The following is a 16,361-nucleotide window of genomic DNA, read 5'->3' on the forward strand; positions in this document are numbered from 1 at the left end:
GATGCTGGACCTGCACCGGGGCCGGATCCTGCGGGAGGTGGCGCGGCTCGGGTCGATGACCGCCGCCGCGCGGTCCCTGAACTACACCCAGCCGGCGGTGTCGCACCACATCGCGCGGCTGGAGGCCGAGGTCGGCACGCCGCTGGTGGTGCGGCACGGCCGCGGGGTGCGGCTGACCGAGGCGGGCCGTGTCCTGGTCGAGCACGTCGAGGACGTCCTGGCCCGCATGGACGACGCGCGGGAGCGGATCGCGGCGATCGCCGGGCTGCGCGCCGGACGGGTCCGGGTCGCGGTGTTCCCGACGGCGGTCGCGGGGCTGCTGCCGGACGCGCTGGCGCGGCTGGCCGAGCGGGCGCCGGGGGTGGCGGTCACGCTGGTGGACGCCGAGCCGCCGCAGGCGCTGTCCCTGCTGCGCGCGGGCGACACCGACATCGCGGTCGTGTTCCGCTACGCGCACACCCCGCCCGACGCCGACGCCCGGTTCCGGGAGGTGGTGCTGGCCGAGGACCCGCTGAGGCTCCTGGTCCCCGCCGGGCACCCCCTGGCGGCGGCGGAGCGGCCGCGGCTGGAGGACCTGGCCGGCGAGACGTGGGCGTCGGGCTGCGCCCGGTGCCGCGACCACCTGCGGTGGGCGTGCGGGCGGGCCGGGTTCGTCCCCGACATCGCGTTCGCCACCGAGGACCACGTCGCGATCCAGCGGCTGGTCGCGCGGGGCCTGGCCGTCACGACGCTGCCGGCGCTGGCGCTCGGCCTGCACACCGAGCCGGGCGTCGCCGTCCCCGACGTGCCCGCCGTCGGAAGCCGCCGCATCAGCGCGGTCGTCGCGGCCGGTCCGCGCCCGCCCGCGGTGGCGGCGCTGCTGGAGGAGCTCACCGCCGTCGCCGCGGCCGCCTCCGCCGCCCCGGTCGCCTTGTCGGACGCCTCGTCGGACGCCGTGGTCGCCTCCGCCGGGGGGTCTACGTCGCCGACAGGTGCCGGTGCAGGCCGGTGAGGCGGCCGGCGGCGGCGCGGACGGCCTCGGCCAGGCCCGGCAGCCGGTCGTCGCCGAACCGCACCGCCGGGCCCTGCAGCGCGACCGCCGCGAACACCCGTCCGCCGCCGTCGCGGACCGGCGCGGCCACCGCCCGGACCCCGACCAGGCGCTCCTCGTCGTTGAGCGCGTAGCCGCGGGCGCGGACGCGCCGCAGGTCGTCCTCCAGCCCGCCGCGGGTGGTGAGGGTGGCGGGGGTGTAGCGGTGGAACGGCTCGTCCATCGCGACGGGGTCGCCGCCGTAGGCCAGCAGCACCTTGCCCATCGCGCAGGTGTGGATGGGGTTGCGGTCGCCGGGCGGCTGGTCGTAGCGCAGCGGATGCACCGACGGCAGGTGCAGCAGGATCGCGACCTCGTCGCCGGCCCGCACGCCGAGGCTGACCGACTCGCCGGTGCCGTCGCGCAGCGCGGTCAGCTCCGGCTGCAGCAGCGTGGCGCCCATCCGCTCCAGCGCGAGCCGGCCGAGGATCGCGGTGGTCGGGCCGAGGAAGTACCGCTCGGTCGCCGGGTCCTGCGCCAGCATCCCGGTGGCCTGCAGGGCGTGCACGATGCGGTGCGCGGTGCTGACCGACAGCCCGAGCCGGTGCGCGATCTCGGTGGGGGTCTGCCGGTCGGCGTCCTCGAAGGAGCGCAGTACCGCCACCGACCGGTCCACGGTCTGCGTTCCCGGCTTGGGCCGAGGGGCCCCTTCCGTGCGCTCCCGCGTCCGCGCGCCGGGGACGGCGCCGATGTCGTCCGTCACGGGTCCCATCCTCCCACCGCGCCCGCCGCCGCCCCGCCCGGGGGCGTGCCATAGTGGGCGGGTGGCCCCCCAGTCCCCGGTGCGCGAGACCCCCCGATCCACGACCCGCAGGGCCCGAGGGCCCTCGCCGTCGCTGACGGCCCGGCACGGCATCGCGTTCGCGCGCAACCCGTGCGCGAGCCTGCTGCGCCTGTACGCCGAGGCGGGCCCGGTCGCCGCCGTCGGGACGCGCCGCCGCCCGCTGGTGCACCTGTTCGGCCCGGACGCCAACGCGTTCGTGTTCGCCAACTCGGGGCTGTTCCGGTGGCGGGAGGCGTTCGACCTGCTGGTGCCGGTGAACGGGGAGACCGCGCTGATCGTCAGCGACGGCGCCGACCACCGGCGGCGGCGCCGCCTGGTCCAGCCGGCGTTCCACCACCGCCGCGTCGGCGGCTACGTGGCGCGGATGGCGGCCAACACCGACGCGGCGCTGGAGTCCTGGCGGCCCGGCCGGACGCTGGACGCCTACGCCGAGCTGCGGTCGGTGATCCGCCGCAGCACCGTGGAGGTGCTGTTCGGGGACCGGCTCGCCGCCGACGCCGAGGTGATCGGGCGGCGGCTGCAGGTCGCGCTCGCCGCGATCGACCGGAACTTCGTGCTGCAGATGGCGCTGCGGTCGGTGCCCAACCCCTCCATGCGGCGGGTCGCGGCGGCCCGCGCGCAGGTGGCGCGGCGCGTGGACGAGGAGGTCGACCGCCGCCGCCGCGAGTCCCGGGCCGGGGACGGCGTCGGGGACGGCGTCGAAGACGGGGGCGAGGGCGGGTACGGCGACGTCCTGGCGATGCTGATGGCCGCCCGCGACGAGGACGGCACGGGCCTGACCCGCCAGGAGCTGCAGGACCAGGTCATCAGCCTCATCTCCGCCGGGTACGACACCACCAGCGCGGCGATGGCGTGGGCGGTGTACGCGCTGCTGACCCACCCCGGCGCCGAGGAGCGGGCGCGCCGCGAGGTCGCCGAGGTGGTCGGCGACCGCCCGGTGACGGCCGCCGACCTGCCCGCCCTGACCTACCTGGACGGGGTGGTGAACGAGACCCTGCGGCTGTTCCCGCCGGCGGTGCTCAGCGCCCGCGTCCCGGTGGAGGACTTCACCTACGGCGGGCACCGGATCCCGGCGGGCGCGATGGTGCTGTACTCCCCGTTCGTCACCCACCGGATGCCGGAGGTGTGGCCGCTGGCGGGGCGGTTCCGCCCCGACCGCTGGGACCCGTCCTGCGAGCTGCACCGCCCCACCACCGCCTCGACGTACCTGCCGTTCGGCGGCGGGCCGCACCGCTGCATCGGCTCGGCGCTGGCGACGGTGGAGATCAAGACGATGCTGGCGTGCCTGCTGCGCCGCACCCGGCTGCGCCTGCTCTCCCCCGCCGTCACCCCGACGAGCGTGACCGCGATGCGGCCGCGCGGCGGCCTGCCCGTGCGGGTGCTCTAGCCCTGGCGCAGGCACACGCAGAACGGGTGCCCGGCCGGGTCGGCCAGCACCCGCCAGCGGTCCTCGCCGGGCTGGAACTCCGGCCGGGTGCCGCCGAGCTCGGCGACCCGCGCCTCGGCCTTGTCCAGGTCGTCGACGTACAGGTCGAGGTGGAACTGCTGGGGCCGGTCCCCCTCGGGCCACGTCGGCGGGCGGTGCCCGGCGACGCCCTGGAAGTAGACGTCCAGGCCGCCCGGCAGCGTGACGGCGGCGGCCTCGGCGGTGTCGTAGGTGATCTCGCCGCCGGTGAGCGCCGCGTAGAACGCCGCGAGGGCGGGCGGCTCCGGGCAGTCGATGGTGACGGCGGCGAACTCCGCGATACCGGACATGTGCGACTCCTTCATCTCGGGAACGCCCCTCACACTTCCAGGAGAAGCTGACATCTCCTGTCAGGTACGGCGCCGTCCGTTTCCGGGCGCGCGGCGACGCCGGTGTGGAAGGTGTTGCCGCTGCACATCGCGCACGGCGCCATCGGCGACGCCGGCCGCGGCATGTGCGCGGTGCTGGACGTGCACCGGACGCGTGGGGCGAGGCTGCCGGCACGCCGCCGGGCACGTCCTGCCCGCCGCTGCTGGAGCGGGCGCGGGGCCGGGACGGTGCGCCCGCGTGGGGGACGATCTAGCCGCCGGCGGCGAGGCGGGCGGGGAAGCCGCCGGTGGCGATCGGGCCCCACCGGTCGATGGTGACGCGGATCAGCGACTTGCCCTGGCGGCGCATCGCGGCGCGGTACTCGTCCCAGTCGGGGTGCTCCCCGGCGATGCAGCGGTAGTAGCCGACGAGCGCGTCGGCGGCGTCGGGCATGTCGATGACCTCGGCGGTCCCGTCGACCTGGACGTAGGGGCCGTTGAAGTCGTCCGACAGCACGCACAGCGACACGCGCGGGTCGCGGCGGGCGTTGCGGGTCTTGGCGCGTTCTGGGTAGGTGGAGACCACGATGCGGCCCTGCTCGTCGACGCCGCAGGTCACCGGCGACATCTGGGGGCGGCCGTCGGCGCGGGCGGTGGACAGCAGGGCGCGGTGGCGGGGCCGCAGGAAGTCCAGCAGCTCGGGGCGGCAGACGCGGTCGGCGGTGGCGATCGAAGGAGCCATGATCCCCACTCTAGGGACCGGGGCGCCGATGAGTCCGGCGGCGCCGCGCGGTCTGCACCGGGAGAGCTCGCGGGAGTCCGCGGGCGCCGAGCCGAAGGAGGAGGACGCGATGACCGACCGTGAGCCCGTGGAGGCCCGCAATCTCGACATCTACGGCAGCCCGGAGCTGGCGTGGGACGGTGTCCGGGACGCGCTGGTGGCGGCGCTGCCGAAGATGGAGACGGCGGCGTTCCTGGGGACCGTCCGCCCGGACGGGCGCCCGCACTCGGCGGGCATCGGCCCGCTGTGGCGGGACGGGGACATCTTCTTCGTCAGCGGGCCGGGCACGCGCAAGTCCCGCAATCTGGCGGAGAACCCGGCGTGCACGCTGTCGGTCCGCACGCCGAGCGGCGATGTGGTGCTGGAGGGGACGGCCGAGCGCGTCACCGACCCGGGCGTGCTGGAGCCGGTCGCCGCCGCCTACCGGGAGGGCGGCTGGCCCGCGCGGGTCGAGGGCGACGCCTTCACCGCGCCGTTCAGCGCGCAGAGCGCGGGCCCGCCGCCCTGGCACCTGTACCGGTTCGACTTCCACACGGTGGTGGCGCTGAGCACGGTCGAGCCCTACGGCGCGGCCCGCTGGCGCTTCGCGTCCTGACCTGCGCGACTCCGCGCCACGGCCGCGGGCGGGTCGCGGGCGGGGAGGTGCGGTGCCGCCCCGGGTCAGCCGCTGAGCAGGGCGAACAGGCCGGCGCAGGTGAGCGCGACCATGACGGCGGCGACCGGGAGCTGCCCGCGCAGGGTTCCGCCGGGGCCGCGCAGGGCGAGGTCGTGCGCGGCGGCGGTGCCGGCGATGTGGCCGAGGACGATGGCGTTGACCTGGACCTGCGCGGTGAGCGTCGGCCCGGCGAGTCCGTAGTCGATGCGGTTGCCGGTGGAGCCGAGCAGGTCCGCGCCCGTCCCGAACGGGTCGCTGGCGAGGATGAACGTGGTCTGCCCCTCCAGGACGAAGAACGAGAAGTAGTGGGCGAGGGTGTAGCCGAGCGCGATCGGCAGGAGCGTCGCGGCGAACCGCCCGGGGAGGGCGGCCGGGTCCTGGCCGGTCAGCCGCGCGCTGAGCCGCAGCGCGGCGGCGTACAGGACCGCGACGGCGCCGATCGCGGCGGCGAGCCCGACGGTCCCGGCGGCGACGCTGGAGGGGTCGACGTTGTCGCGCCAGTAGGTGGTGCGGGTGATGCCGTCGAACCCGGTGGAGCCGATGAGCACGCACGCGGCCGCGGCGAGGCCGGGTTCGGGACACCAGCCGCTGCTGATCGCGCTCGCCGCCGGCTGCGCGCTGGTCGCGGTGCGGCTGTGGGCCGGACGCGGCGCCGCGCTCGCCGCCGTCGGGTTCTACATGGTCGTGCGGGGCGGGGTGTCGGTCGCGGTCGCCGGGGTGATCGGGGAGCTGTGGGCGGCGGTGCCGCTGTACTTCGCCGAGGCGCTGTGCGTGGAGGCCGCGGCGCTGGTGCCGGCGCGGTGTCGGGGCTGCTGATCGGGACGGCCGGGTTCGGCGCCGAGTACGCCTACGGGCAGGCGGCGTTCCGGCTGCCGTGGACGCCCGACGTCCTCACCGAGGGCATGCTCATGGCGGTGACCGGCGGCGTCGCGGGCGGGCTGTGCGGGGCGCTGCTCGGAGAGGGGCTGGCGGGCCGGTCGCCGCGCCCGGCACTGGCGCGCGGGGTCTTCGCGGGGGCGATCCTGGCGGTGTCGGCGGCGGTCGCCAACGGCCTGGTCATCGACGTCCCGGCGGCCCGGACCGCGACGGTGACGCTCACCGGCGTCCGCGGCGACGCCGCGCACCGCACCGCAGGCGCCCGCATCGCCTTCTCCCCCGCCGACGCGGTCGACGGGGCGGCGTGGGTGACGGTGACCGGCTGGCAGGGCAAGGGCCTGCACGTCGACCGGCTGGTGAGGGAACGCGACGGCGTCTACCGGACGAGCGAGCCGATGCCGCTGCACGGCGGCTGGAAGACGCTGGTCCGCGTCCACGACGGCCGGACCCTCGCCGGCGTCCCGATCTACCTGCCCGCCGACCCGGCGATCGGCGCCGGGGAGCTGCCCGCCCCGGCGGAGTTCACGCGGGACGTGCAGGGCGAGCGGTCGATCCTGCAGCGGGAGCTGAAGACCGACGTGCCGGGCTGGCTGTGGGGCGTGTGCTCGGCGGTGGTGCTGGCGTGCACGCTCGCGCTGGTGATCGCGCTCGGCTGGGGCGTCGCGCGCATCGCCCGCCGGCTCCCGGCGCAGGCCCCGTGATCACCGCAGCCCCGGTCGTCGCGGACGGGGTCCTGGCGACCCACCCGATCATCTCGGCGGTGCCGTTCTTCGTCCCGACGTTCGTCGTCGTCGCGGTGATCGCCGTGGTGATCTGGCGGGACCGCCGCCGCGGCGACGACGCCCCCGATGAGAGCCCGAGCGGAGGGCAGGACGCTGGGCCGGACGAGGGGCCGGACGAGGGGCCACGGGAACCGTAGACTCTGCCGTCATGAGCGAACGGCCCTCCCCTCTCCCGTACCTGTCGGAGCTGTTCTCCCTGCGCGGCCGCGTCGCGGTCGTGACCGGGGGCAGCTCCGGGATCGGACGGGCGATCGCGGTGGCGCTGGCCCGCGCGGGCGCGTCCGTCGTGGTCGTCGCCCGGCGGGAGGCGGAGCTGGCCTCCACCGTCGCCGAACTGGAGGGGCACGGCTGCCGGGCCGCGTCCGTCAGCGCCGACCTGGGGTCGCGGGACGCGGTCGCGAAGGCCGCCGACGCGGCCGCGGCGCCGTTCGGGGAGCCCGACATCCTGGTCAACGCGGCGGCGGTCAACCTGCGCCCGCCGATGGACGACCTCGGCGCCGACGTGTGGGACACCACGATGGCGGTGAACCTGGACGCCCCGTTCCTGCTCGGGCAGCGGTTCGGCCCCGGGATGGCCGAGCGCGGCTTCGGCCGGCTGATCCACATCGCCTCGCAGCAGGCGTTCCGCGCGTCGGTGACCAGCGGCGCCTACGGGGTGTCCAAGGCGGGCCTGGTGGCGCTGGCCCGGTCGCAGGCCGAGGCGTGGTCGCCGCGCGGCGTCACCGCCAACACCCTCGTGCCGGGGTTCGTGATGACGCCGCTGAACGAGCGGCTGTCGTCGGACCCGGTCAAGGTCGAGGCGCTCGCCGCCCGCACCATGGTCGGCCGCAACGGTCTGGCGGACGACTTCGCGGGCGCGGCGGTGTTCCTGGCGTCGGCGTCGGCGGCCTACGTCACCGGCCAGTCGATCTTCGTGGACGGCGGCTTCTCCGCCCACTGACCCGCCCCGCCGATACGGGCCCGCCGGCTAGTCCCACAGGCCGGTGGCCGCGACGGCGGCGGCCGGGTCCGCGGCGTGGACGATCCCGCCGGCGGGCCGCCCCTCCTCGTCGTGGACGCGCCATCCGCCGACCTGCACGACGGGGATCCGGCCGCCGCGCATGGCCAGGGCGATCTCCGACAGCGTCCCCCAGGACCCGCCGACGGCGATGAGCGCGTCGGCGGCGTTGACGAGGACGTTGTTGCGGGCCTGCCCGAGCCCGGTGGGGACGGCGACGGTGAGGTCGGGCGAGGCGGCGGCGCGGTCGGCGGCGGGCAGCACCCCGACCGCGGTCCCGCCGCCGGCGCGGGCCCCGGCCGCCGCGGCGGCCATCACGCCGCCGAGCCCCCCGCACAGCACGACGGCGCCGCGCCCGGCGAGCAGCCGCCCGGTCTCGTGGGCCAGGTCCCATTCCCGCTCGGTGCACTCGCCGGGCCCGCACACCGCCACCTGGACGGCCACGCCGCGCCTATCCGGCGCCGTGCCGGGTCGCGATCTCGTCGATCCTGGCGGCGAGGTCGAAGTCCTTGGCGGTGATGCCGCCGGCGCTGTGGGTGGACAAGGTGAACGTCAGCGTCCGCCACCGGATGTCGATGTCGGGGTGGTGGTCGGCGTCCTCGGCGGCGCGGGCGACGTCGGCGACGACGTCGATCCCGGCCATGAACGAGGGCGCCTCCACCTGCCTGCGGATCGCCTCGCCGTCGCGGACCCAGGCGGGCAGCCCGCCCAGGCGTTCGGCGACGGCGGTGTCATCGAGCGTGCCGGCCATCTGCTCACTCCCTGTCCCTCGGCGCTGGTGCCGTTCTCCTTCCCACTACATCACGCCGGTCACCGGCCGCCGAGGTCGTACAGGACGGTGCCGGCGACGGTGGTGGGGGCGTAGTTCGCGGCGACCCATGCGCTGATCTGCTGGGCGGCGTCGCTGCCGCTCTGCGCGCGCATCGCGATGCCGCCGCCGCGTCCCGTCCCGATGAAGTAGTGGATCCTCCCTTGGCGGACGAGGCTTTGGAACCCGGCGAGGGTCGGCGCGGGGTCGGTGCCGTTGAACCCGCCGACGGCCATGACCGGCTCGCCGGTGGCGAGCTGGTAGCCGGCGGCGGTGTTGGATCCGACGGCCGCCGCGACCCAGGTGTAGGAGGCGGCGTCCCGCTTCAGCGCGGCGGTGACGGCCGCGGCGGGGGTGCCGGCGTTCAGCAGCCCGCCCCGCCCGCCGCCGCCCGCCCCGAACCCCTGCCCGAACCGCTGCCTGAGCCGCGGGCCCGGACCTTGTCCGGGTGCCTGCCCGGTTCCCTGGGGCGGCGGGGCGGCGGCCGGGCCCCGGTTCCCGCCGCCGGGGCCGCCGCGCCCGGGCCGTCCGGGCCGTCCGCCCGGACCGGTCCCGCCGGAGACAGCGGGACCGGCGGTGACGATGGCGCCGGTGTGCGGGGTGCGGACGGTCTCGGCCACGTACGCGGCGGGCCCCGCCAGCCCGGACAGGACCGCCAGCGCGGCGACCCCGGCCAGGGCGCGGCCGGGCAGCAGCCGCACGGCCGCCAGACCCGCCGCCGCGGTCAGCCCGGCGGCGGCGACCGCGGGCGCGAGCCGGGGATGCCAGTCCGGCGACCGCCCCAGCAGCACGTACGCCCACAGCGCGGTGACGGCGACGGCCGCCGACAGGGCCGCGGCGGCCCCGGCGGTGCGGCGCCGCTCCCACAGCAGCGCGGCGCCCATGCCGGTGAGCGCGGCGATCGCGGGCGCCAGCGCGACGGTGTAGTACTCGTGGAAGATCCCCCGCATGAAGCTGAAGATCGCGGCGGTGAGCAGCAGCCACCCGCCCCACACCGCCAGCGCGGCGCGGGCGGGGTCGGTGCGGGGCGCGCGGCGCGTCGCCCACAGCCCGGCGGCGAGCAGGACCAGCGCGGCGGGCAGCAGCCAGGAGATCTGGCCGCCGATGACGGGCCCGAACATGCGGGCCCATCCGGCGTCCTGGTCGAGATTGCCGAGGCCGCCGGTCTCCTCGCCGTTCAGGCGCCCGATCCCGTTGTAGCCGAGCGCCAGTTCCAGGACCGAGTTGTGCTGCGACCCGCCGATGTAGGGGCGGGACGAGGCGGGCACCAGCGCGACGGCGGCGACCCACCATCCGGCCGACGCCAGCAGCGCTCCCCCGGCCGCCGCGAGCTGCCACAGCCGCCGCCGGACGGGGGCCGGCGCGGCGGCCAGGTAGACGACCGCGAACACCGGGACGACCAGGAACGCCTGCAGCATCTTGGCCAGGAACCCGGTGCCGGCGCACGCGGCGGCGAACAGCAGCCAGCGGGTGCTCGCCGTCTCCTGCGCCCGGACCGTCCCGTACGCGCCGAGGGACAGCAGCAGCACCAGCAGCGCGTCGGGGTTGTTGAACCGGAACATCAGCGCGGCGACGGGGGTCAGCGCGAGCGCGGCCCCGGCCAGCAGCGCCGCCCACGCGGGGAACCGGCGCCGGACCGCGGCGTGCAGGACGCCGACGGTCGCGACGCCCATCAGCGCCTGCGGGACCAGGATGCTCCAGGCGTTGACGCCGAACACGCGGGCGGCCAGCGCCATCGGCCACAGCGCGGCCGGGGTCTTGTCGACGGTGATGGCGTTCGCGGCGTCGGAGGAGCCGAAGAAGAACGCCTTCCAACTGGTGGCGCCGGCCTGGACGGCGGCGGAGTAGAACGCGTTGGCCCACCCGGACGCGCCCAGCCCCCACAGGTACAGGACGGCGGTCGCGGCGAGCAGCACCAGCAGCGCGGGCCGGGCCCAGGCGGGGTCGGCGGCGGGGCCGCGCAGGGCCCGGCGCAGGACCCGGCCGGGGAGGCCGCGCCGCCCGCGCGGGGTGCGGTGCGCGGGCGGGGCGGCCTGGATCGTGGAGGTCATCTGGAGTTCCCGTGGTCGGTCGGGGTCAGCCCAGCCGGTACAGCCGGGCGCCGGTGGGCATGCTCGGGGAGCCGGTGCCCGAGGGATCGGAGCTGGTGGACGCGCCGTACTCGCTCGCGTCGACGAGGGTGCCGTGCTGCTGGACCCAGGCGGTGACGGCGGAGCTTCCGCCGCCGCCCGGCCCCATGCGCCCGCCGAGCAGGATGTAGCGGAGCTCGCCCTCCCGCACGTACCGCTGGAGTTTGTCGACGGTCATGGCGGGGTCGCCGCCGGTGAACCCGCCCATGGCGATGACGGGCCGCCCGGTCCGCAGGATGATCGAGGACGCCTCCTGGGCGCTGGGGACCGCGACGAGCCAGGTGGCGCCGCCCTGGTTGCGCTGCAGGTAGGAGATCATCTGGGAGTCGGCGCCCCCGCCGGGCCCGCCGAATCCGCCGGGTCCGGTGCGCCGCCCGCGCCCGTCGCCGTTCTGGTCGTCGCCGTTCTGCCACGGGGGACGCCGGCCGTCCGGCCCGCCGGTCATGGCGCCGGGGCGCCCGCCTTGCATTCCGCCGGGCATTCCGCCGGGCGGGCCGGTGGGGCCGCCGGGCATGCCGAAGCCGTTCCCGGTGGCGGGCCCGGCGAGGGGGTTGGTGCCGTTGGAGGCGGTGGAGGCGGCCGAGGCGGCGTAGGCGCCCGGCCCGGCCAGGGCCGCGACGGCGGCGAGCGCGAGCCCCGCGACGGCCGCGCGGGTCCGGGTGCGGGTCCCGGCGCGCGGGACGAGGCGTCCGATGACCAGCGCGGCGGCGCCGAGGGCGGTGGCGGCGGCGACGAGCCACCGCAGCCATGGATGCCAGTCCGGGGTGCGGTCCAGCAGGACGAACGCCCACGCGCCGGTCGCGGCGATCCCGGCGGGCAGGACCCACGCCCATGCCGCCGACCGCCGGTGGGCGGCCAGCAGCAGGACGGTTCCGGCGCCGGTGAGCGCGGCGATGGCGGGCGCCATGGCGGTGGAGTAGTACGGGTGGAAGGTGCCCTGCGCGAAGCTGAACACGGCGTAGTGGACGGCGAGCCATCCGCCCCACAGGATCAGCGCGGCGCGGCCGGTGTCGGTGCGGGGGCGGCGCCGCAGCAGGACGAGCCCGGCCGCGAGGGCGAGGACGGCGAACGGGATCAGCCAGGAGATCTGCCCGCCGAGGATGTCGTTGAACAGCCGCCCGGCGCCGGCCCGGCCGCCGAACCCGCCGCCTCCCCCGGGTCCGCCGCGTCCGCCGTCCTGGCCGAGGACGCGGCCGAGGCCGTTGTAGCCGATGACCAGGTCCCAGGCGGTGCCGTCGGTGCTGCCGCCGATGTAGGGGCGCGAGCGGGCCGGGATCAGGTCCACGGCCAGCACCCACCACAGCGACGACACCGCGAGGACGGCGCCGGCGGCCGCCAGGTGCAGGACCCGCCGCACGATCGGGGGCCGCGCCGCGATCAGGTAGGCCAGCGCGAACGCGGGGACGACCAGGAACGCCTGCAGCATCTTGGTGTTGAAGCCGCAGCCGACCAGGAACGCCGCGAGCAGCAGGGGCCGCGGCCGCCCGGTCGCAATGGCGCGCTGGCACGCCCAGGCGGCGGCGGCCATCAGCAGGACCAGCAGGGTGTCGGGGTTGTTGTCGCGGTTGATCGCGACGGTGATCGGGGTGAGCGCCAGGACGGCGGCGGCGGTGACCGCCGCGGCGTGCCCGAACGCCCGCCGCACCGCCGCGTACAGGACCGCGACGGCGGCGACGCCCTCGACGACCTGCGGGAGCAGCAGGCTCCAGGTCCCGAACCCGAGGACGCGGGCGGACAGGCCCATGACCCACAGCGCCATGGGCGGCTTGTCGACGGTGATGTAGGAGCCGGCGTCCAGGGCGCCGAAGAAGAACGCCTTCCAGCTCTCGGTGCCGCTCCTGACGGCGGCGGAGTAGTAGGAGTTGGCGTATCCGGCCTCCGGCAGCCCCCACCCGTACAGCGCGGCGGCGAGGACCAGGACCGCCCACAACGCGGGGCGGGCCCAGCGGGGGTCGGCGTCGCCGCCGAGGAGCAGCCGCCGGACGCGCCCGGCGGCGGGTGTACGGCACCGTTCGGCGGGCGCGGTGAGGGCCGGGGTCATGACGCCGTCCCTCCGGTGCTCTCCCCGGGCGCGGGCGCCCGTCCCGCGTGCGGTCCGGCGGCCGGCCGGCCGAGGCGGCGCGGGTGGAAGATCCAGGCGCGCATCAGCAGGAACCGGGCCAGGGTGGCGGCGGCGTTGGCGGCGGCGAGCGCGGCGATCTCCACGGCGCGGGACGCGCCGGGCGCGGCGGCGTGCAGCACCGCCAGGCCGCCGGTGGACAGGGCCAGGCCGAGCAGGAACGCGGCGCCGCCTTCGAGCTGGTGGCGCAGGGCGCGGCGGCTCCCGGTGACGCCGAAGGTGAAGCGGCGGTTGGCGGCGGTGTTGCCGATGGTGGTGATGGTCAGCGACACCGCGTTCGCCCACAGCGGCCCCATGGCCGTGCGCAGCAGCACGAACAGGACGAGCTGCGCGAGGGTGCTGACGGCGCCGACGGCGGCGAACGCGGGCAGCTGCCGCCGCATCCCCGCCGGGAGCACCGCCGCGTGCGGCCCGGCCGACGGGGGCGCGGAACGCGCCGGTGAGCATGCGGCGGCCGACGCGGGCCATGCCGCGCAGGTCGTCGCGGGCGGTGCGCAGCACGTCGACGCGGGAGTCGGGGTCGTCGACCCAGTCGACGGGGACCTCGTGGATGCGCAGCCCGGTGCGTTCGGCCAGCAGCAGCAGCTCGGTGTCGAAGAACCACGCCTCGTCCTCGACCTGCGGCAGCAGCGCCTGCACGATCTCGGTGCGGGCGGCCTTGAACCCGCACTGGGCGTCGGTGAACCGGGCGGCCAGCGCGGTGCGCAGCAGCAGGTTGTAGCAGCGGGAGACGACCTCGCGGCGCGGCCCGCGCACGACGGCGGACCCGCGGGTGAGGCGGGACCCGATGGCCAGGTCGCTGTGCCCGGAGATCAGCGGGGCGACCAGCGGCAGGAACGCGTCCAGGTCGGTGGACAGGTCGACGTCCATGTAGGCGACGACGTCGGCGTCGCTGCCGCTCCACACGTGCCGCAGCGCCCGCCCGCGCCCCTTGTCCTCCAGCCGGACGGCCCGCACGTGCGGGAGCCGCGCCGCCAGCTCCCCGGCGATCGGCCAGGTGCGGTCGGTGCTGGCGTTGTCGGCGACGGTGACGCGGAACGGGTAGGGGAACGTCGCGGCCAGGTAGGCGTGCAGCCGCTCCACACTCGCGGCCAGGACGCGTTCCTCGTTGTGGACGGGGACGACCACCTCGACCAGCCGGCCCCGTCCCCCGCGGCCCGGGGGCGACGGCGGCGGCGCGGCGGGCGTGCCCCGTTCGGTGATGAGGTGATTCATGCGACCGAGGTTCGCCGGGCGCCGTGGGAAGCCGGTGAGGCGCCGATGAACGCGGCATGAGAATCAGTCGCGGGGGGCCGGGGTCCCGGGCAGGCGGACGCGGGCGAGGGTGCCGCCGCCGGGCGTGGGCTCCAGCGCGACGTCCCCGCCGGACTCGGCGACGACGCGGGCGACGATGGACAGCCCGAGCCCGGAGCCGGGCAGGCTCCGCGCGGACGGGGACCGCCAGAACCGCTCGAACACGTGCGGGAGGTCCTCGCCGGGGATGCCGGGGCCGCGGTCCCGCACGGTGAGCTCCCCGCCGGTGAGGCGGACGGTGACGGTGCCGCCGGGCGGGCTGAACTTCACGGCGTTGTCGAGGAGGTTGACGACGGCGCGTTCCAGGGAGGCGGGGTCGCCGAGCACGTACCAGGGGGCGGTCTCGGCGTCGACGGTGAGGCCGGGGCCGCGCAGCCGGGCGCGCTCCACGGCGCGGGCGACGACGTCGTGCAGCGCGACGGCCGCGCGGACCGGCCGGGCCTCGTCGGGGCGGGCGAGTTCCAGCAGGTCCCCGACGAGGCTGGACAGCTCCCGCATCTGCGCCTTGACGCTGGTGAGCAGGTTGCGGCGGGCGGCGGCCGGCAGGTCCCGGCCGGTGGCCTCGGCGCGCAGCAGCAGGTCGATGTTGGTGCGCAGGCTGGTGAGGGGGGTGCGCAGCTCGTGCCCGGCGTCGGCGATGAGCTGCCGCTGCCGTTCCCGGGAGGCGGCCAGCGCGCCGGTCATGGCGTTGAAGGAGCGGCTGAGCCGGGCGATCTCGTCGGTGCCCTCCTCGGGGATGCGGGTGGCGAGGTCCTCGGTGCGGGCGATGTGCTCGACGGCGCCGGTCAGCTCGTCCACCGGACGCAGCGACGCCCGCGCGATCGCCAGGCCGGCGGCGGCCGACACCAGCACGCCGAGGGCGGTGACGGCGGTGAGCAGCAGCGCGAGGTTGTCCAGGGGCCCTTCGACCTCGTCGAGGGAGATGGCGTAGGACACCGCGGCGGTGGTGCCGTCCTGCGCGCGGAAGGGGCGGGTGAGGACGCGGACGTGGTCGGCGGCGCCGGAGGCGGTGACGCCGGTGCCGTCGTGGTAGACGTGGCCGCGTTCGCCGCGGGCGACCTCGACGTCGGCGGCGGTGACCTCCAGCGCGCCGGCGCCGGGCAGGGTGCAGCGCCGCCCGGAGGCGGTGACGACCTGCGTCATCTCGTAGGGGCCGGGCGGGAGGTTGGCGCCGCCGGCGGGGTCCTGCGAGCAGCGGAGGAGGGCCTCCTCGATCCGCAGGGCGGTGCCGCGGAACGGCCGGTCGTGCTCGGGCCCGCCGGGCGGGCCGCCGGAGGTGGCGGCCAGCCGCCGGTCGAGCTCCTGGTACAGCTGGTTGCGGGTGAGCAGCCACCCGGCGGTGGCGCAGGCGGCGACGGCGAGCGCGACGGCGGCGGCGGTCAGCAGCGCCATCCGGGCGCGCAGCGTGAGCCGCCGCGTCACCGGGGGGCGGGTCGCGGGGGCGCGGGTCGCCCCCCGGCCGTTCATGGGGACGCCGCCGTGCGCAGCACGTACCCGACGCCGCGGACGGTGTGCACGAGCCGCGGCAGCCCGCCCGCCTCGGTCTTGCGCCGCAGGTACATCACGTACACGTCCAGGGAGTTGGAGGCCGGTTCGAAGTCGAACCCCCACACCGTCTCCAGGATCTGCTCGCGGGTGAGGACCTGCCGGGGGTGGGCGAGGAACATCTCCAGCAGCATGTACTCGGTGCGGGTCAGTTCGACGGGCGTCCCGGCGCGGGTGACCTCGCGGGTGAGGGTGTCCATGCGCAGGTCGTCGAAGGCGAGCACGCCGCCGTCACCGGGGGCGCCGCCGGGGGCGCCGGCGGCCGCGGCGTTCATGGCGGCGTTCATGGCGGCGCGGCGCAGCAGGGCGCGGACGCGGGCGAGGAGCTCGTCCAGCTCGAACGGCTTGGCGAGGTAGTCGTCGGCGCCGGCGTCCAGGCCGGTGACGCGGTCGCCGACCATGTCGCGGGCGGTGAGCATCAGCACCGGCATGGTGGCGCCGAGGGCGCGCAGCCGCCGGCAGGTGGTCAGGCCGTCCATCCGCGGCATGAGGACGTCCAGGACGACCAGGTCGGGGGGCCGGCGTTCGACCTGCCGGAGGGCCAGGACGCCGTCGGCGGCGTCCTCGACGCGGTATCCCTCGAACTCCAGGCTGCTGGTCAGCGATTCGCGGACGGCGGGTTCGTCGTCGACGACCAGTATCCGCGCGGGTTCGGCCCCCCGGGTGTCGGACTCCATGCACTCACCGTAAACAGCGCCGGTGGGCGGCCCGCGCACCGGCCGGGGTTTCTCATGGTTCTCTCAGGATCTT

Annotated in this window: 18 protein-coding genes and 1 pseudogene; 7 read left to right on the forward strand and 12 right to left on the reverse strand. The window is 76.8% G+C overall.

Features of this window, described 5'->3' with window-relative positions; genetic code table 11:
• Position 1 precedes the first annotated feature (1 nt).
• Entirely contained in the window at positions 2 to 991 is a 990-nt protein-coding gene (locus tag ABFX46_RS17970) for a LysR family transcriptional regulator (RefSeq protein WP_346043468.1), read from the forward strand.
• Here ABFX46_RS17970 and ABFX46_RS17975 read toward each other — a convergent pair.
• Entirely contained in the window at positions 957 to 1,772 is an 816-nt protein-coding gene (locus tag ABFX46_RS17975; protein ID WP_346043469.1) for an IclR family transcriptional regulator, read from the reverse strand. The genes ABFX46_RS17970 and ABFX46_RS17975 overlap by 35 nt on opposite strands.
• Positions 1,773 to 1,833: 61 nt before the next feature.
• Between ABFX46_RS17975 and ABFX46_RS17980 the strand changes: the two genes are divergently transcribed.
• Positions 1,834 to 3,240, forward strand: a complete 1,407-nt coding sequence (locus tag ABFX46_RS17980) for a cytochrome P450 (RefSeq protein ID WP_346043471.1) — start codon at positions 1,834 to 1,836, stop codon at positions 3,238 to 3,240.
• Here ABFX46_RS17980 and ABFX46_RS17985 read toward each other — a convergent pair.
• Together ABFX46_RS17985 and ABFX46_RS17990 are read right to left on the reverse strand one after the other, a co-directional pair.
• Entirely contained in the window at positions 3,237 to 3,608 is a 372-nt protein-coding gene (locus ABFX46_RS17985; RefSeq protein ID WP_346043472.1) for a VOC family protein, read from the reverse strand. The two genes, ABFX46_RS17980 and ABFX46_RS17985, sit on opposite strands and share 4 nt — an antisense overlap.
• Before the next feature lie 289 nt (positions 3,609 to 3,897).
• Positions 3,898 to 4,368 (reverse strand): PPOX class F420-dependent oxidoreductase, encoded by a 471-nt coding sequence (locus ABFX46_RS17990; protein WP_346043474.1) that lies wholly within the window; start codon positions 4,366 to 4,368, stop codon positions 3,898 to 3,900.
• Here ABFX46_RS17990 and ABFX46_RS17995 point away from each other — a divergent pair.
• The gene (locus tag ABFX46_RS17995) at positions 4,367 to 5,002 is read left to right on the forward strand and encodes a pyridoxamine 5'-phosphate oxidase family protein (protein WP_346043476.1); all 636 of its coding nucleotides are present in this window, start codon (positions 4,367 to 4,369) and stop codon (positions 5,000 to 5,002) included. The genes ABFX46_RS17990 and ABFX46_RS17995 overlap by 2 nt on opposite strands.
• 65 nt (positions 5,003 to 5,067) lie before the next feature.
• Here ABFX46_RS17995 and ABFX46_RS18000 read toward each other — a convergent pair whose 3' ends face one another.
• Positions 5,068 to 5,610, reverse strand: a complete 543-nt coding sequence (locus ABFX46_RS18000; protein WP_346043477.1) for a hypothetical protein — start codon at positions 5,608 to 5,610, stop codon at positions 5,068 to 5,070.
• Between ABFX46_RS18000 and ABFX46_RS18005 the strand changes: the two genes are divergently transcribed.
• From ABFX46_RS18005 to ABFX46_RS18020, 4 genes are read left to right on the forward strand one after another with little or no spacing between them, the layout of a single operon-like run.
• Positions 5,603 to 5,878 (forward strand): hypothetical protein, encoded by a 276-nt coding sequence (locus tag ABFX46_RS18005; protein ID WP_346043478.1) that lies wholly within the window; start codon positions 5,603 to 5,605, stop codon positions 5,876 to 5,878. The two genes, ABFX46_RS18000 and ABFX46_RS18005, sit on opposite strands and share 8 nt — an antisense overlap.
• Complete coding sequence (locus ABFX46_RS18010) at positions 5,863 to 6,639, forward strand: hypothetical protein (protein ID WP_346043480.1); 777 nt, start codon at positions 5,863 to 5,865, stop codon at positions 6,637 to 6,639. The genes ABFX46_RS18005 and ABFX46_RS18010 overlap by 16 nt, the downstream gene beginning before the upstream one ends.
• Positions 6,636 to 6,857 carry a hypothetical protein gene (locus ABFX46_RS18015; RefSeq protein WP_346043481.1) on the forward strand — a complete coding sequence of 74 codons (222 nt, stop codon included), beginning with the start codon at positions 6,636 to 6,638 and terminating at the stop codon, positions 6,855 to 6,857. Before ABFX46_RS18010 ends, ABFX46_RS18015 begins: the two co-directional genes overlap by 4 nt.
• Positions 6,858 to 6,868: 11 nt before the next feature.
• Positions 6,869 to 7,660 carry an SDR family NAD(P)-dependent oxidoreductase gene (locus ABFX46_RS18020; protein ID WP_346043482.1) on the forward strand — a complete coding sequence of 264 codons (792 nt, stop codon included), beginning with the start codon at positions 6,869 to 6,871 and terminating at the stop codon, positions 7,658 to 7,660.
• A 27-nt stretch (positions 7,661 to 7,687) separates the two neighbouring features.
• Here ABFX46_RS18020 and ABFX46_RS18025 read toward each other — a convergent pair whose 3' ends face one another.
• The 8 genes and pseudogenes from ABFX46_RS18025 to ABFX46_RS18060 all read right to left on the reverse strand — a co-directional run bounded on the left by ABFX46_RS18025 (position 7,688) and on the right by ABFX46_RS18060 (position 16,288).
• Complete coding sequence (locus tag ABFX46_RS18025; protein WP_346043484.1) at positions 7,688 to 8,161, reverse strand: TIGR00725 family protein; 474 nt, start codon at positions 8,159 to 8,161, stop codon at positions 7,688 to 7,690.
• Between the two features lie 7 nt (positions 8,162 to 8,168).
• Positions 8,169 to 8,468 (reverse strand): 4a-hydroxytetrahydrobiopterin dehydratase, encoded by a 300-nt coding sequence (locus ABFX46_RS18030; RefSeq protein WP_346043486.1) that lies wholly within the window; start codon positions 8,466 to 8,468, stop codon positions 8,169 to 8,171.
• A gap of 59 nt (positions 8,469 to 8,527) precedes the next feature.
• Positions 8,528 to 10,576, reverse strand: coding sequence for an ArnT family glycosyltransferase (locus ABFX46_RS18035; protein ID WP_346043487.1), 2,049 nt, complete (start codon positions 10,574 to 10,576; stop codon positions 8,528 to 8,530).
• 25 nt (positions 10,577 to 10,601) lie between these two features.
• On the reverse strand, positions 10,602 to 12,695 hold the full coding sequence (locus tag ABFX46_RS18040; protein WP_346043712.1) for an ArnT family glycosyltransferase: 2,094 nt from the start codon (positions 12,693 to 12,695) through the stop codon (positions 10,602 to 10,604).
• Entirely contained in the window at positions 12,692 to 13,156 is a 465-nt protein-coding gene (locus tag ABFX46_RS18045; protein ID WP_346043714.1) for a GtrA family protein, read from the reverse strand. The genes ABFX46_RS18040 and ABFX46_RS18045 overlap by 4 nt, the downstream gene beginning before the upstream one ends.
• A 307-nt stretch (positions 13,157 to 13,463) precedes the next feature.
• A pseudogene (locus ABFX46_RS18050) lies at positions 13,464 to 13,988 on the reverse strand (glycosyltransferase); the annotation flags it as partial.
• A 63-nt stretch (positions 13,989 to 14,051) separates the two neighbouring features.
• Entirely contained in the window at positions 14,052 to 15,533 is a 1,482-nt protein-coding gene (locus ABFX46_RS18055) for a sensor histidine kinase (RefSeq protein ID WP_346043489.1), read from the reverse strand.
• Positions 15,530 to 16,288 (reverse strand): response regulator transcription factor, encoded by a 759-nt coding sequence (locus ABFX46_RS18060; RefSeq protein WP_346043491.1) that lies wholly within the window; start codon positions 16,286 to 16,288, stop codon positions 15,530 to 15,532. The genes ABFX46_RS18055 and ABFX46_RS18060 overlap by 4 nt, the downstream gene beginning before the upstream one ends.
• Between the last annotated feature and the right edge of the window lie 73 nt (positions 16,289 to 16,361).

The sequence above is a fragment of the Actinomadura chokoriensis genome (assembly GCF_039529475.1).
GTDB classification, from domain to species: Bacteria; Actinomycetota; Actinomycetes; order Streptosporangiales; family Streptosporangiaceae; genus Spirillospora; species Spirillospora bangladeshensis.

Coding starts and splice junctions, on each gene's coding strand:
- ABFX46_RS17970 (WP_346043468.1), top strand. CDS start 2: ATGCTGGACCTGCACCGGGGCCGGATCCTGCGGGAGGTGGCGCGGCTC.
- ABFX46_RS17985 (WP_346043472.1), bottom strand. CDS start 3,608: ATGTCCGGTATCGCGGAGTTCGCCGCCGTCACCATCGACTGCCCGGAG.
- ABFX46_RS17995 (WP_346043476.1), top strand. CDS start 4,367: ATGATCCCCACTCTAGGGACCGGGGCGCCGATGAGTCCGGCGGCGCCG.
- ABFX46_RS17990 (WP_346043474.1), bottom strand. CDS start 4,368: ATGGCTCCTTCGATCGCCACCGCCGACCGCGTCTGCCGCCCCGAGCTG.
- ABFX46_RS18005 (WP_346043478.1), top strand. CDS start 5,603: ATGAGCACGCACGCGGCCGCGGCGAGGCCGGGTTCGGGACACCAGCCG.
- ABFX46_RS18020 (WP_346043482.1), top strand. CDS start 6,869: ATGAGCGAACGGCCCTCCCCTCTCCCGTACCTGTCGGAGCTGTTCTCC.
- ABFX46_RS18030 (WP_346043486.1), bottom strand. CDS start 8,468: ATGGCCGGCACGCTCGATGACACCGCCGTCGCCGAACGCCTGGGCGGG.
- ABFX46_RS18035 (WP_346043487.1), bottom strand. CDS start 10,576: ATGACCTCCACGATCCAGGCCGCCCCGCCCGCGCACCGCACCCCGCGC.
- ABFX46_RS18040 (WP_346043712.1), bottom strand. CDS start 12,695: ATGACCCCGGCCCTCACCGCGCCCGCCGAACGGTGCCGTACACCCGCC.
- ABFX46_RS18045 (WP_346043714.1), bottom strand. CDS start 13,156: ATGCGGCGGCAGCTGCCCGCGTTCGCCGCCGTCGGCGCCGTCAGCACC.
- ABFX46_RS18055 (WP_346043489.1), bottom strand. CDS start 15,533: ATGAACGGCCGGGGGGCGACCCGCGCCCCCGCGACCCGCCCCCCGGTG.
- ABFX46_RS18060 (WP_346043491.1), bottom strand. CDS start 16,288: ATGGAGTCCGACACCCGGGGGGCCGAACCCGCGCGGATACTGGTCGTC.